The organism is Sphingomonas agri (genome assembly GCF_038148795.1).
Taxonomy (GTDB): Bacteria; Pseudomonadota; Alphaproteobacteria; order Sphingomonadales; family Sphingomonadaceae; genus Sphingomicrobium; species Sphingomicrobium agri.
In genome coordinates, this window is record NZ_JBAPEU010000001.1 from 813,276 (window position 1) to 826,534 (window position 13,259).

Consider the following 13,259-nt stretch of genomic DNA (forward strand, 5'->3'; position numbering starts at 1 on the left):
GCGCGGGCCGGGTCGCTTGCCCCAAACCCGGGGGACGGGGTTCAGGCGCGGCATTGGCTGACAAGAGAGTTGATGGAGAAGCTGGATCGATGTCGCCACGAGCGCGAGGCATTTGTGCCGAATGACGCGATCGTGGCATAATACAGGAAACAGGCGCCGCATCGGCGAAGATGCTGCTGGTGCGCCGCTCGATGCGCAAGCATGGGCTGGGGGGCAATCATGCGTCCATCATACATTTGCGTCATTGCTCTGGCGGCGATCCTTTCGCCATCTTTGGCGATCGCACCAGCCATGGCAACCAGCGCTCAGGCCGCGCCGGGTTCAGATGCGGCGGAAGAGGCTCGAGCCCTGCGTTCGCATGCGCCGTGGCAGGCCGAAATCTATTCCAATTTCACCAATTGGACGCAGAAGGATCTTGAGGCGCACAAGCTTTGGGAACTGCCACATCGCTGTGGGGGCTCGCTCATCGCTGACCACTGGGTCCTGACCGCTGCCCACTGCATCGACCAGCAAAAAGTCGACAAGGGCTATCGGGTGAGGCTCGGGACGACCGAAATCGACGATAATTCAGGGGTCACCTACAGAATTGACCGAATGGTGATGCATGGCCGCTATGATGCGGAGCACCATTTTAACGACATCGCGCTCGTTCACTTCGTGGCAGACGAACTCACGGACCGGGGCAAGGTCGCCAATGTCGCTCGCATTCGGCTGTATGGCACTAACTCGGGCGACGGAGCGGTCGGACCCCGGTACCGCCGTGACCGTGACGGGGTGGGGAAGAACGTCTGAGGGCGAGGACGCGGGCCTTAGCGCTACATTGCTCGAGGCGGACCTTCAGACGCTCGATTGCGAGGGTATCCCCGAGTATCGGGGCCACGTCACGAATTTCATGCTTTGCGCGGGCGCGCCGGGAAAGGACAGTTGCCAGGGCGACAGCGGCGGCCCTCTTGTCCTCACTTATGGCGAGCCGGTCCTCGTCGGTATCGTAAGCTGGGGGGCTGGGTGCGGGCGTCCCGGACAACCCGGCGTCTATGTCCGGATTGATCGTAATCATTATCTGAACTGGATCCGCCGCGCGATCGCGGCGGATCCGCATGTGAACAGCCTGAACTAGCGGGTGTCGCCAATACCGCGGGTATCTCCGATGCCGCGCGTGTCGCCTATCCCGCGCTGCTCGCCAGCTTCGTCCTGGGTTTCATCTCCAACAAGACCAAGATCGCCGTCACCGGCGTCAGGCTGGTTCTGCTCGTCCTGGACGTTCTGAGCGTCCGCTTCATCCTTGACAGGTTTGCCACCGACAACCATCGCAGCCCTCCTTCGCTATCCGAGGAAGCGGATTGTCTCACGGATCAGGTCCGCCGCAAAGGGGCTGTCGTCTACAAGTTCAAGGAGCGCATCAGCGGCGCGAAGCGTCGATCCTTGCGGATCGGGTCGAGAAGCGGGTCCGTAGCGGCATAAATGAGGCCAGAGTCGCCAACCTCATGTGCCCGCTGCAGCGCCCTCAGCGCGTCGTCCGGCTTTCCCCATTGCGCCAGGACCTCGGCCTGCTGGTAAACGGCGCTGTCGCCGACCTTTGACACGAGATCTGAAAATGCCTGCTGCGCTGCTGCCCGATTGCCGAGCTTGAACTCGGCAATCGCGAGGCCGCTGAAGTGGAATTGGGCCTCCGGCTCGGCGGCAAATTCGCGCTTTGCCTCCGCGTAACGGCCTAGGCCCAGCAGAGCGCTTCCAGCCAGCGCGTGCGCGTAGGTCATCTTGGGATTGAGCTCGAGCGCGCGCTTCAGTGGAGCGAGCGCATCGGTGTAGCGGCGGGCGGCATAGGCAACCGAACCCCGCGCACGGTGAGCACGGGGATTGAGTGGATCGAGGGTCACTGCGCGCTCGACTGCCCTCGTCGCGTCGCCGGGCCGACCGGCACGCGAGCAATAGAGCGCATATAGGAGGGCGATGTCGGCATTCCCGCCTCCGAGCTCATAGGCACGGTCGTAGAACGGCCTTGCCGCCAGAAGGTCGAGTTTCCCTGTGAAGAGTGCAAAGCCAAGCGCCAGCTGTCCCTCGGCGAGCGTCGGCGCGACTTCGACCGCGCGGCGCGCTGCTGCGATCGATTGCTCGTAAAGCGCTTTGATCTCGCTTCCCTTGGCATATTCGCCGGCAAATGCCGCCAGCGATCGCGACCGGGCTGCAAGGGCGAGACCGAACTTCGGGTCGGCGGCAAGCGCCTGGTCGAAGAGGTCGAGGGCGGCGCGGTCCGTCGTCTCGTCCTTTGCAAGATTGAAGAGAGCCCTCCCCTGGAGGTAGTCCTGATAGGCCTTTGCGTTCCTGGTGCCGCCTGGGGCAGGCGCACTCGTTGCAACCTCGATCGACATCGCCTGGGCGACGGTGCGCGCGATCTCGCTTTGCAGCGCAAAGATGTCGGTCAGCTTGCGATCGAAGCTTTGCGACCACCGCGTGAAACCCGTCGAGCCGTCGGCAAGGTTGGCAACGATTCGCACCGTGTCGCCAGCGTGCTGCACGGAGCCGCCGAGCACGTATCGGACGGACAATGTCTGGGCGATCTTCTTTGGGTCGTCCTCGCTGCCCTCGCTCGCCTTGTCGGTCGATGTGCCGGCGAGCACGTGGAGCGCATTGATGCGCGTCAGCGCAACGCGCACCTCCTCCGTGAGCCCATCCGAAAAATATGCCTGCGAGGCGTCGCCGCTGAGGTTTCGAAAAGAGACGACGGCGATGCTGAGCGCCGTCGCGCCACCGTTGAACAGGCCTTTTTCCCATCCGAACCAGCCTCCGGCAGCGAGGAGTGCCGCTGCACTCCCACCGGCAATCAGGGCCGCGCGGCGCGAGACCGGTGAGGAGTGCGATGGCGTGGGAACGTGCCTGTCGTGGATCACCGCATCGATGGCTCGAATGATCGCTTCGATCTCCCGAGACCCGCTGCGCCCATGCCAGTGCGATAGATCGATCACCTGATATTGCCGAAAGCCGATCGGCGGCGCGCTGCCATCGAGGCTGAGCGGTATGAGCCGGTGTCGGTCACGTCCCTGCGCAGCCTCGTCACGGACCCAGTCCGATTCGACCGATCTTGCAGACCACAGGACGATGACCGCGTCGGCATGGTCGAGGGCCTCAGAGATCGACCGCGCGTAGGCAGCCCCGCCCTCGATCAGGGCGTCCCACCAGATCTCGTAGCCGCTCTTCTCCAGAATCTGCGCGAGGCGCTTCGCGCGCGTCTCGTCCGTCCTTGAATAGCTGAGAAACAGCGTCGCGGGCTTGCCCGCGCCAGTGTCAGGATCAGCGTTCACCTGCCCCCATTCCCAAGTTCCTACGGCTGCGTGGTCATCGGATCGGCCGGACAGCTTTAATGGCGTACGAGCCCAGGACACGCTTCGGGGATCCGCCGGTGACGCGCCTCGCCGTCGCAGGTCCTTTGCGCGAGTGGTCATTCATGGCTCATCCCCGCTCCTGCAACGAGCGACGACCGGATTGGTCAATTTTTGTGAAGGGACCCCCCTTCCGAGCGCGGCGAAGCTAACATACGCACCCCGGACCGCAAACGACAATTGGCACGAAGGGAATACGGGCGAGGTCTCGTCGAGGTCCGATAATCCGCTCTTTCAAATCCGGCCGATCCTCGCCGTGCGGAGACCGGGCTTCTTGCGAGATCAAGGAGCAAGCCGCCCTAGACCTCGAGATGGTCACCCTCGCGCGCGACCACCGTATAGAGTGCCGGCATCAGGAAGATTATGATGAGGAGGCAGGTCGCAAGGCCGCCGACGATCACGACGGCGAAGGGCCGCTGCGTGTCGGTTCCGACGCCGGTCGCAATTGCCGCCGGAAGCAGCCCCAGAGCTGCGACCAACGCGGTCATCATGATCGGGCGCAGTCTCAAGATCGCGCTTTCGCGGATCGCTTCGGCGAGCGGCGTGCCGCTCAGACGAAGCTCGTTGACGTAGGAAATATAGACGAGCGCTGTCTGTACGGAGACTCCGAACAGCGCGAGAAAGCCAATCCCCGATGAAACCGAGAAGGGCGTTCCGGTAAGCCAGAGCGCAAGTATCCCTCCGACCGGGGCGGACATGAGCACGCCGACGAGGGCGATCGCTGGGAATTTGAAGTTCCGGTACAGGAAGAACAGCAAAAGGAAGATGAGAAGCAGTGTCAGGGGGACGATCGTCATCAACTGCGCGCGAGAGGCCGTGTATTCGCTATATTCGCCGCCCCAGTCTGCGCGGTAGCCCTGCGGCAAGGGCACCTTGCGCGAGACCTGTGCCATCGCGTCCTGGACGGCGCTCGCAAGGTCGCGGCCCTCGACCGAGAACTGCACTCCGATGAAGCGGCTGTTGTTCTCGCGATAGATGAAGGACGCCCCGTTGCTGATGGATATGTCGGCCAGGTCCTTCAGTGGCACGTGCTGGCCGCCGGGCGTCGCAACAAGGATGTTGCCAATGGCGATCGGGTTGTCGCGATATTGTCCCTGTAGCCGAACGAGGAGATCGAATTCCTTCTCCTGCTGCACGACCTGTGTCGCGACGTCACCGCCGATCGCCGTCTGGATCAGGCCGTTGATGTCATCGACGTTGATGCCGTAGCGGGCCGTCTTGGCACGATCGATCTTGATCGTGAGGCTCGGCTGCCCGAGCTCCTGCACCAACGTAACATCGCGGATGCCGCGGACCTGCTGGAGTACGGCCTTGATCGCCTTGCCCTTCTGCTCAAGCGTGTTGAGGTCGGTTCCGAACAGCTTTACTGCAAGCGCGCTTTTCAGCCCGGTCTCCGCTTCGTCGACGGCGTCTTCGGCAGGCTGCGTGTAATTGAACGTGATGCCCGGGAAGTTCTGGAGCTTGCTGTTGATGGCCGCGATGAGCTGCGCCTTGTCGCGGACGGACCCGCGCCATTTCGAATATGGCTTCAGGCCAACGTAGAATTCCGCGTTGAAGAACCCCGTCGCATCGGTGCCATCATCCGGGCGCCCATGCTCCGAGGCAACCGTCGTCACCTCGGGAAAGGATGCGATAATGGAGCGGATCTGCGGGACGATCTTAGCCGACTGATCGAATGAGATCGTATAGGGCATGGTCGCTCGGACCCACAAAGCGCCCTCATCGAGATGCGGCATGAACTCGGCGCCGACGTCGGCGAAGAGCAGCAACGAGGCCATGAGAAGCACCGCCGATGCGATGATCGTTCCAAGGGGCCTTGCAAGGCAGCGATCGAGCCCGACGACATAGCTGGAGCGGATGCGTTCGAAGACCGCGTTGCGGCGCTCCCGAACCCCGCTCCGCATCAGCCAGGAGCAGAGCACGGGAAGCAATGTCAGGGTTACGATCAGTGAGCCTATCAGCGCGAAAATCATCGTGTCCGCCATCGGCTTGAACAGCACCCCCGACGGGCCGGACAGGACGTAGATGGGAAGGAAGCTGACGACGATCACGATGACCGAGTAAAAGAGCGGGCGGTCGACCTCTGCGGCAGCCTCGCGGATGATTGCGCCGACATTTCCTGCCCGGTCTTCGCTTTCTGCGAGGCGGCGATAGATATTCTCCACCATGATCACTGCCGCATCGACGAGGATTCCAAAATCGATCGCGCCGATGGAGAGCAGGTTTGCCGATGCGTTCTGGAGGTTAAGGCAGGCGAAGGCGAAGAGAAGCGACAGCGGAATGGTAACGGCGACGATCAGTCCCGACCGGATGTCGTAGAGAAAGAAGATCAGAACGACGATCACCAGCAGCATGCCGCGAACGAGGTTGTTTTCGACGGTGCGCACCGTCTCATGGACGAGGTCGGAGCGGTCGTAGAAGGGGACGATTTTCACGTCTTTTGGAAGGATACTGCTGTTGAGCTCGCTCGTCTTGGCTTCGACGCCCTTCAGGACGTCCTGAGTCTTGTCGCCGGTACGAAGCATGATGACGCCTTCCACGGCATCGTTCTGGCGATCGATTCCAAACTGACCGAGGCGGGGCGCAATGCCAAGGGTGACCTCGCCGACATCCTTGACGAGGGTCGGGATCCCATGGTGCGCGGCGACGACGACATTCCCGATGTCATCCAGGCCCGAGACACGCCCCAGACCTCGGACATAGTAGAACTGGCTGCCTTCCGAATAGAAGCCGCCGCCGCTGTTGCCGTTGTTGGCTGCGAGCGCGCTTTCCACCTGCTGCGATGAAAGGCCCGCTCCGGCCAGACGATATTGGTCGAGCAGCACCTGATATTGCATGGTGCCGCCACCGAACCCCGAATCGTCGGCGACCCCGGGGACCGATCGGAATTGCGGCTCGACCACCCAGTCCTCGAAGGTTTTGAGTTCTGTCGGCGAGCGATCCGGACTTTCCAGCGTATAGCGGTAGATGAGCCCGGAAGGAGAGGTGAGTGGGCTGACCGACGGGGTTACTCCGCTGGGCAGGCTGAGGTCTCCGACCCGGTTGAAAACCTGCTGCCGTGCGAACTGGCGATCGGTGTCCTGGTCGAAGGTCATGCTCACGTCCGAAAGGGCATAAAGCGAGATCGAACGGATATTACTTTCCTTGGGAATGCCGTTCATTTCCCTTTCGATCGGGACCGTGATCAGCCGTTCCACCTCTTCAGCCGAGTGACCTGGCCACTGGGTGATGATCTCGACCATGGGTGGGGAGAGATCCGGATAGGCATCGACGGGAAGCCGACTCCACGCGTGTATTCCGGCACCGATGAGGAGGATTGCGAGGAACGCAACGAGGACGCGCTGTTCGAGACCGAGGGCAACGATCCGATTGATGAAGGATGAGCCGGTCGGTGGGGGCTCGGAGGCTCCCTCGCTCATTGGCTCTGCATGAACTGGAGGAAGATGGCACCGTCTGCGACGATCCGGTCGCCGCTCGCAAGGCCGCTGGTCACGTCATAATTCTGGCTGTCTCGGTAACCGAGCGTCACGTGACGGCGAGCAAAGCTGCCGTCTGGCAGCGCAAGGTAGACGAAGGGCAGATTCTCATCGTCGTGAAGGACGGCCGACACGGGCACGAGCAAGCCGGTGCTCGGCTGTCCGGACGAGATCGAAACAGCGACGTACATCTGCTTCTTCAGCAAGCCGCCCGGATTGGGAGCAACGATTCTTGCGACGACGGCGCGCGTGTCCGGATCTACCGATGCGCCGATGTTCTCTACGCTGCCGCGAAAGGGTCCCGTGCCATTTTTCGGGTTGATGGCCGCGAGATCATGCAATCGAACCGACGCAAGGTCGCTAGGAGAAAGTTGCGCAAGCACCCAGACCCGCGAGAGGTTTGCGACGGTGAATGCCGCGGTGTTGCCAGCTTGCAGAAGCTGGCCGGGGGTGATTTGTTTTTCAACGACAACTCCGGACACGGGTGCACGGATGATGCCGGCAAAACCCGCGACCGGACTGCCCGACGTCGCACTCGCGATCGTATGGCGGTCGACTCCCATCGAGACCAGGCTTTGCAGAGCTGCTACTCTGTCGGCCTCGGCATTTGCGGCGTCGGTCCGGGCCTGAGCGGCCTCGCGCTCGGAAATGCCGTTGTGCGCGGCAAGGTCCCGGTCGGCCGCTGCAAGCCGCCGAGCGTTGGCGGACGTGACGACGGCCTTCCTATAGGCCGCGACCGCCGCCGCGTAGTCGGCCGACTGGACCGCAGCGAGCGGCTGGCCCTTGGAGACGGGCTGGCCGAGCGCCACGAAGATATGGGTGACGGGGCCTGTGAAGGGCGAAACGACGGCAGTCGACTGATCGTTGTCGAAGTCGACCACGCCCGGGGCATCGATGGTCTGCCGATAGGCAACCGGAACGACCGTGTAGAGGTGAATATGCGCCCGCTGCGCTTTCGTGAGGCGGACATTGCTGACCGCGGCGGCAGCAGTGCCATTGTCGTCGGGCGAGGACGAACAGCCGCACAGGCTCGCGAGCGCAAGCGCCAGAATAGCCAGCGCCGGGTAAGCCGGCCTAGCGCGCACTTGCCTCGACCATGAGTTCAGGCCGGTGCCACCAGCCGCCACCAAGGGCCTGGAAGAGAGCAGCGGTGTCAGTAAAGCGTGACGCCTGTGCCTGGACAAGGCTCAGCCTCGCCTGCTGGTAGGCCTGGTCGGCGTTGAGGACGGCAAGGTAGCTCGAATATCCGTCCCGGTACTGAAGACGCGCAAGATCGAGGCTGGTTTTTGCCGCATCGGCTGCCGCGGCAGTGGCCTTGAGCGTTTCCGCATCATGCTCGAGTGCCGCGAGGGTATCGGCGACGTTCTGGAAAGCCGTCAGGACCGTACCGCGGTATTGGGCGGCTGTTTGCTGGTAGGCCGCCCGGGCACCCCGTTCCTGGTGAAGCCGCGTTCCGCCGTCGAAAATGGGGGCGAGGAGGGCCGCTCCGATACTCCAGAAACCGGTCCCCGCACCAAAGATCTGGCCGATCGCAAGAGCGTTGCTGCCGGCGTTTGCAGTGAGTGTGATGTTCGGGAGCCGGTTTGCCGCCGCCACTCCGATTTGCGCGCTAGCCGCGTGCATGTTGGCTTCGGCCTGAAGGACGTCGGGCCGCTGTTCGACGAGCAGCGAGGGAAGGCTGAGCGGCAATTGCGAGGGCAGGGTCAAGCTCGCGAGGGTGAACCTCTGGTTGGGGGTCTGGTTCGGATATCGGCCGGTGAGGACGGCGATGAGGTCATTCTGCTGATCCCGCTGCTTGAGCAGCGGGGGAAGCGAGGCTTCGAGCTGGGCAAGCTGCGTCTGCTGCGCAGCGATGTCCGTCCCGGCCACATATCCCTTCGATTTCTGGTATTGGAGGAGGCTGAGGATCTGCCGGTTGATGCCGATGAGCTCGGTCGTCGTCGCGATCTGGTCTTCGAGTGAGGCTTCCTGGACGGCGGCCTGGACGACGTTCGACGTCAAGGTGATATCGACCGCGATCATCTGGTAGCGGCTGGCCTGCTCCTGCGCCGCTGCAGCTTCCACGGTCCGCTTGTTCAGGCCGAAAACGTCAGGAACGTAGGAAAGACTAAGCTGGGGCGTGATGAGGGTATAGCTCGAAGCATTGTTCGCGGGCACAGGAGCGAGCGTCGCGGACGGATCCTTCTGGCGGGTGATGCTTGCTCCGGCGCTGAGCTGCGGGGCGTAGGCGCCGCGCTGCGCCCTTACATTTTCGTGCGCGACAAGCAGCGCCGCCTGCGCCGCCTTGAGGTCAGGACTGTTGGCGAGCGCCTGCTCGATGAGTGCGTTCAGCGATCTTGAATGAAACAGCGTCCACCAGTCGGCGGGAATGTCTGCGCCGCTGAAGAAATGCTGCGCTTCGCCTGCGTGAACGTCCGGAGTTGCAGCGGTCGTCGAAGGTGCCTTCTGCGTGTATCGGGAGACGGGAGGCGGAGCAGGAGACTTGAAATTCGGGCCAACGACGCAGCCGCTGGCCAGAATTGCCAACCCCAATACCGCGAGCCGATGCGAGGGCACGAAATCCATTCTCCCAACAGCGCTTGAGGCGATGAAACGCCCCGGACGACCTGTTCGGGGCGCGATAGTATCACATCACAAGGCTGGTTGCGGCTTCAAGCGAAACTCGGCGCGGGGCAAATTACATCTGGGTAATACTTGGCGGGCCAAGGACGCGGAACGCCGCTGAAGGCGGCTCCACGTCGTTTGGCTTCCAGCGTTTCCTGTCCGCGAGCGGGACGCTCTTCCTTCCCGTAGAGACTCTGGCGAACAGTCCTGACCTCGTCTCCGTTGCAACCTAGACCTACCTGATGGCTGCAGACTCCTCCGTGCGGGGCTGGAAAGGTGGCATTCGGTAGGCAACGCCGGCCCTCGCTGCGAACTGCTCGTACAACGCCGCGCTGACATGAAGGACGAGAAGGGTAATCGTCGTCCAGACAAGAACGACGTGAATGTCACCCGAGACCTCACCGCCATGCTCCGTCACTCCAGGCACCGTCGGTAGCGGAACGCCACCTACGAGCGGTGTGGTTGCGTGACCGCTGCCCGAGACCGCCACAAGGCCCGTCAGCGGAAGGGCGATGAGGAAGAAGTACAGGAACCGGTGGGTCCACACGGCCGCATTGCGGCGCCACTCGGGCATCTCGCGGGGATAGGGGGGCGGCGGATTCGTCAGGCGATAAGCGAGCCGGATGAGCGTCAGCACGAGAATCGTCGCGCCGACCGTCTTGTGCCAGGTGAAGAAGTCGGTGCGGTGAGGGCCTTTTGGCATATCGGCGAAGGTGAAGCCGAGCCAGACTTGAACGAGCAGCAGCACAACGATCAGCCAGTGAAGCGTCACTGCAACGTTGGAGTATCTGAGCGGCTCTCGAACGCTGCCGGCAGTTTCTATTGCCATCGACACTCCTCCCGCGAGATTGGTTCAGGGACAACGGAGAACTTCCGACTTCTGCATTGGATGCAGGTGACGCGCATTGGTTCCGCGGTCAGCAGCTGAGTGCTCATGCACGCTGACGCCTTTTTTCATGCCAGTAGGGACCGGTTTTACGAAGATGGGAGATGGCACGGTCTGCGTCGCGGACCAAGTGTTTCTGCTGCCTTGCCGAGGGCTGCTTGGTGGCGAGGCATGGGTTCAGAATCATCATCGAACCTGCGGTGACGATGTCTTGCAAGGCGCCGAGCGACTGCTGCGCCTCCCTCAGCGCCTTGCCGACCCTTCTCTTGCGGCGAGGTCGACGAGAGTGCAGCCCTTCGGTGAACTCCAGCGCATAGCGCAGCTTCTTCACCCGGATCCTCAGGTGGTGACGACGATGGTCGTTCATTCGTGAAATGGTCCCTGAACCTAAAACCTTCTCCCAAAGGCGATCGATGCGGCGGTCGATGAACGGGTCAAGCATCTTGCGCGCGTTCGAACCGGTGCGCCACTTGCCCTCTCGCATCCAAGCAAGGAGATCGAGGAAGAGCAGCCGAGATCTCAACGACGTGATTGCCTCTGCGGCTCGATCATAGGCATCCTCGCGGCGCTCCTGTGCGAAGCAGCGCTGGTCCTCCAAGAGATCGCGTTCAAGATAAACGTCGAAGTCTCTTGCATCGCCAAACTCGCTGACGAGCCAGCGCAGCTCGTTCTTGATCGGAGTGAGCTGTCGGCCCGCCGTCAGCGGCGCGAACATTGCCAGCGCTGATCGGAGGCGCCGTATTGCGACGCGTGCCTGATGGAGCGCCTCCGCGTTTCTCCGATCAACGACCAGGGCCAGATTAAGTTGAAGATGGCAAAGGCACGAGGCGATGATTGCCTCAAATCCCTGTACGATGGTGAGGCCTCTGTGCAGTCCGACGGGCCCGGCCCTGGCCGGAACCTGGTTCTTGCGGTGAGGTGCAGGAGAACGCCGCCGATGGATCCGGGGCGCTTCTGCTTCGCCGATGAGCCCGGCCTTGCCGCTCATTGAGGTGCTCTATCGCAATTGTCGCACCCCGGCGAACATTCTTGCTGCCCTGTCCGTTCCCTTCGGGGAGCATGACTTAACAGCAGCGAGAAGAGGGGGGCCGCAAGGTCGCGCCCGCGGAATTCCCGGCTAGCCTTAAGGCAACTGGGTCAGCCAGGGAGGGTCAGGAAGGCTGGTCACGCCGTCGTTGAGGATCCTTGCCCATCTTCGCTTTGTCTCGAGGAAATAGGAATCCTCTTCCTCGATCCGGTGTTTGAACGACGATTTGGCAGGATCCTTCGGCATCACGATGAGATCGATCGGCTGAGCAACGCCAAGGTTCGATTCCATCGTGCTGTCGAACGACAGGAGCCCGATCTTGGCTGCCTCGGCAAGGGATGTGCCGTAACCAAGCGCGCGGTCGAGGATCGGCCGCCCGTATTTGGTCTCCCCGATCTGGAGGAACGGCACGTCCGGCGTGCATTCGATGAAATTGCCGATCGTGTAGACGAGAAAGAGCTTGATCGGTCCGTCTCCGATGCGGCCCCCAACGAGCATCTCGATGGAATTATCGATATGTTCGCGCGCGAGTGCTGCTCCGATCGTTGCGCCGACCTTTTCGACCGTTTCGCCGACGATTTGCGCGACGCGGAACATGTTTTCGGCCTTGTCGAGGCTGCGGCTGTTCGCCGCGCTTCCCCTTTGGCGCTTGCGTTCGTTGAGGAAGCCGATCGCCGACTGGCTGAGCGAAAGATTGCCCGCCGTCGCCGCATAGACTTCTCTGCCGGGCTCATCGAGGAGCACGTGCAGCTTCCTGAAGGTCGAGAAGTTGTCCACGCCCGCATTGGTCCGCGTGTCCGCCATGAGGACAAGCCCGGCATCCAGCAGCATCCCAAGACAATAGGTCACGTTCCTCGCTCGCCGTTGACAGCTCGACTGGTCGCTTCAGCAGGGCATGCCGCCCCCAACGAAGAAACAGCGAATGCCGCCAACCGTTCCTATCGAGTGTGCTCGGATGAGCGCGCGAGTTCAGGAGGTTCCAAAATGAAAGACCGTAAGAGCAACAATCGCCAGCAGGGCGACACCGGCCGCCAGAACCAGTGGCAGCAGTCCCAGGAGCTGACCCGGGACGATCGCAAGCACAAGTCAAGCGAGCGAACACACAAGAGCCAGACCGGTCCGCACCGGACTCAGCAGCGCTGAATTTTCTCCCGATCAATTCAGCCCGGGGCCACCAACGTTGGTGGCCCCTTTTTTGTGACCCGAAGAGCTGACCGGCCCGTCCTCAACTAGCGTCGATAGCGAAGACCATCGCCGCGGGCCTCGCCGCCACCCTGCGCATGTTTTTGCTGGTGCTCGACCGACGCTGCGGAACGACTGCCATGCCAACCCGTCTTGACGAACTTATAGCCCGGGTTCGCATTGATGAGGACTCCGATATAGTCCTCGGCAAAGAAGCGCGTCTCCTGCTTGTTGCAGTCGAGGACTGCCGCGTGAGAGTCGAGCGAGGACTGGACGAACTGCCGGAAGCCGCTGCCGAAGGCGCCGGCTCTGAACGCCCGGAAAGCATCGGGTCCGTCGTCGATCTCGACGATGTCGCTGAGATAATTCTGGTACTTGTCGCCGTTCACCTGGCACCAGGCGAAGCTCTTCGCTTGCGCTGCACCGGCGAGCGGCAACAGCAGAGTGAGCGCGGCTACGCACTTTGCTGCGTTCATAACTTCCCTTCCCTCGGGGGCCGAGATTCAACGAACTACGGCCGCCGTGCAACGGGAGAGGGGCGAGGGCGCCGATGTTCACGGCGAGCCGAGTCATAATGTCGACGAATTGACAGGGGGTCGCGAAACGGCAGGTTCACCCTTCCGCTTCGCTCAGCCTCGCAAAGGACTGCGACTTGATACGTGCAGGACCCGCTGCGCCCTCATTAGCCGTGAGCGCCGACGGGGAAC

General features: G+C 62.2%; 12 protein-coding genes. 3 read left to right on the plus strand and 9 right to left on the minus strand.

Going from position 1 to position 13,259, the window contains the following annotated elements:
• Nucleotides 1-291: 291 nt before the first annotated feature.
• Both V8192_RS04035 and V8192_RS04040 read left to right on the plus strand, forming a co-directional pair.
• Complete coding sequence (locus tag V8192_RS04035) at nt 292-792, plus strand: trypsin-like serine protease (RefSeq protein WP_341631759.1); 501 nt, start codon at nt 292-294, stop codon at nt 790-792.
• Nucleotides 716-1,117 carry a S1 family serine peptidase gene (locus V8192_RS04040; RefSeq protein WP_341631760.1) on the plus strand — a complete coding sequence of 134 codons (402 nt, stop codon included), beginning with the start codon at nt 716-718 and terminating at the stop codon, nt 1,115-1,117. Before V8192_RS04035 ends, V8192_RS04040 begins: the two co-directional genes overlap by 77 nt.
• Here V8192_RS04040 and V8192_RS04045 read toward each other — a convergent pair.
• From V8192_RS04045 to V8192_RS04080, 8 genes are all read right to left on the minus strand, one after another.
• Nucleotides 1,114-1,308, minus strand: a complete 195-nt coding sequence (locus V8192_RS04045; RefSeq protein ID WP_341631761.1) for a hypothetical protein — start codon at nt 1,306-1,308, stop codon at nt 1,114-1,116. The genes V8192_RS04040 and V8192_RS04045 overlap by 4 nt on opposite strands.
• A 71-nt stretch (nt 1,309-1,379) precedes the next feature.
• On the minus strand, nt 1,380-3,299 hold the full coding sequence (locus V8192_RS04050; RefSeq protein WP_341631762.1) for a TIR domain-containing protein: 1,920 nt from the start codon (nt 3,297-3,299) through the stop codon (nt 1,380-1,382).
• Between the two features lie 377 nt (nt 3,300-3,676).
• On the minus strand, nt 3,677-6,796 hold the full coding sequence (locus V8192_RS04055) for an efflux RND transporter permease subunit (RefSeq protein WP_341631763.1): 3,120 nt from the start codon (nt 6,794-6,796) through the stop codon (nt 3,677-3,679).
• Nucleotides 6,793-7,938 carry an efflux RND transporter periplasmic adaptor subunit gene (locus V8192_RS04060; RefSeq protein ID WP_341631764.1) on the minus strand — a complete coding sequence of 382 codons (1,146 nt, stop codon included), beginning with the start codon at nt 7,936-7,938 and terminating at the stop codon, nt 6,793-6,795. Before V8192_RS04060 ends, V8192_RS04055 begins: the two co-directional genes overlap by 4 nt.
• Complete coding sequence (locus V8192_RS04065; protein WP_341631765.1) at nt 7,928-9,418, minus strand: efflux transporter outer membrane subunit; 1,491 nt, start codon at nt 9,416-9,418, stop codon at nt 7,928-7,930. The genes V8192_RS04060 and V8192_RS04065 overlap by 11 nt, the downstream gene beginning before the upstream one ends.
• Before the next feature lie 274 nt (nt 9,419-9,692).
• Complete coding sequence (locus V8192_RS04070) at nt 9,693-10,286, minus strand: cytochrome b (RefSeq protein ID WP_341631766.1); 594 nt, start codon at nt 10,284-10,286, stop codon at nt 9,693-9,695.
• A gap of 103 nt (nt 10,287-10,389) precedes the next feature.
• Nucleotides 10,390-11,331: a CHAD domain-containing protein gene (locus tag V8192_RS04075; RefSeq protein WP_341631767.1), complete on the minus strand. Its 942-nt coding sequence runs from the start codon at nt 11,329-11,331 to the stop codon at nt 10,390-10,392.
• A gap of 135 nt (nt 11,332-11,466) precedes the next feature.
• Nucleotides 11,467-12,219, minus strand: a complete 753-nt coding sequence (locus V8192_RS04080) for a proteasome-type protease (RefSeq protein WP_341631768.1) — start codon at nt 12,217-12,219, stop codon at nt 11,467-11,469.
• A gap of 135 nt (nt 12,220-12,354) precedes the next feature.
• Between V8192_RS04080 and V8192_RS04085 the strand changes: the two genes are divergently transcribed.
• On the plus strand, nt 12,355-12,513 hold the full coding sequence (locus V8192_RS04085; protein ID WP_341631769.1) for a hypothetical protein: 159 nt from the start codon (nt 12,355-12,357) through the stop codon (nt 12,511-12,513).
• A gap of 86 nt (nt 12,514-12,599) precedes the next feature.
• On the opposite strand, the gene V8192_RS04090 is transcribed toward V8192_RS04085, so the two are convergent.
• Entirely contained in the window at nt 12,600-13,028 is a 429-nt protein-coding gene (locus V8192_RS04090) for a hypothetical protein (RefSeq protein ID WP_341631770.1), read from the minus strand.
• Nucleotides 13,029-13,259: the final 231 nt, after the last annotated feature.

What these genes read in the sequence shown, in the direction of transcription:
- V8192_RS04035 (WP_341631759.1), top strand. Translation starts at nt 292, where the DNA reads ATGGCAACCAGCGCTCAGGCCGCGCCGGGTTCAGATGCGGCGGAAGAG.
- V8192_RS04040 (WP_341631760.1), top strand. Translation starts at nt 716, where the DNA reads ATGGCACTAACTCGGGCGACGGAGCGGTCGGACCCCGGTACCGCCGTG.
- V8192_RS04045 (WP_341631761.1), bottom strand. Translation starts at nt 1,308, where the DNA reads ATGGTTGTCGGTGGCAAACCTGTCAAGGATGAAGCGGACGCTCAGAAC.
- V8192_RS04055 (WP_341631763.1), bottom strand. Translation starts at nt 6,796, where the DNA reads ATGAGCGAGGGAGCCTCCGAGCCCCCACCGACCGGCTCATCCTTCATC.
- V8192_RS04065 (WP_341631765.1), bottom strand. Translation starts at nt 9,418, where the DNA reads ATGGATTTCGTGCCCTCGCATCGGCTCGCGGTATTGGGGTTGGCAATT.
- V8192_RS04070 (WP_341631766.1), bottom strand. Translation starts at nt 10,286, where the DNA reads ATGGCAATAGAAACTGCCGGCAGCGTTCGAGAGCCGCTCAGATACTCC.
- V8192_RS04075 (WP_341631767.1), bottom strand. Translation starts at nt 11,331, where the DNA reads ATGAGCGGCAAGGCCGGGCTCATCGGCGAAGCAGAAGCGCCCCGGATC.
- V8192_RS04085 (WP_341631769.1), top strand. Translation starts at nt 12,355, where the DNA reads ATGAAAGACCGTAAGAGCAACAATCGCCAGCAGGGCGACACCGGCCGC.
- V8192_RS04090 (WP_341631770.1), bottom strand. Translation starts at nt 13,028, where the DNA reads ATGAACGCAGCAAAGTGCGTAGCCGCGCTCACTCTGCTGTTGCCGCTC.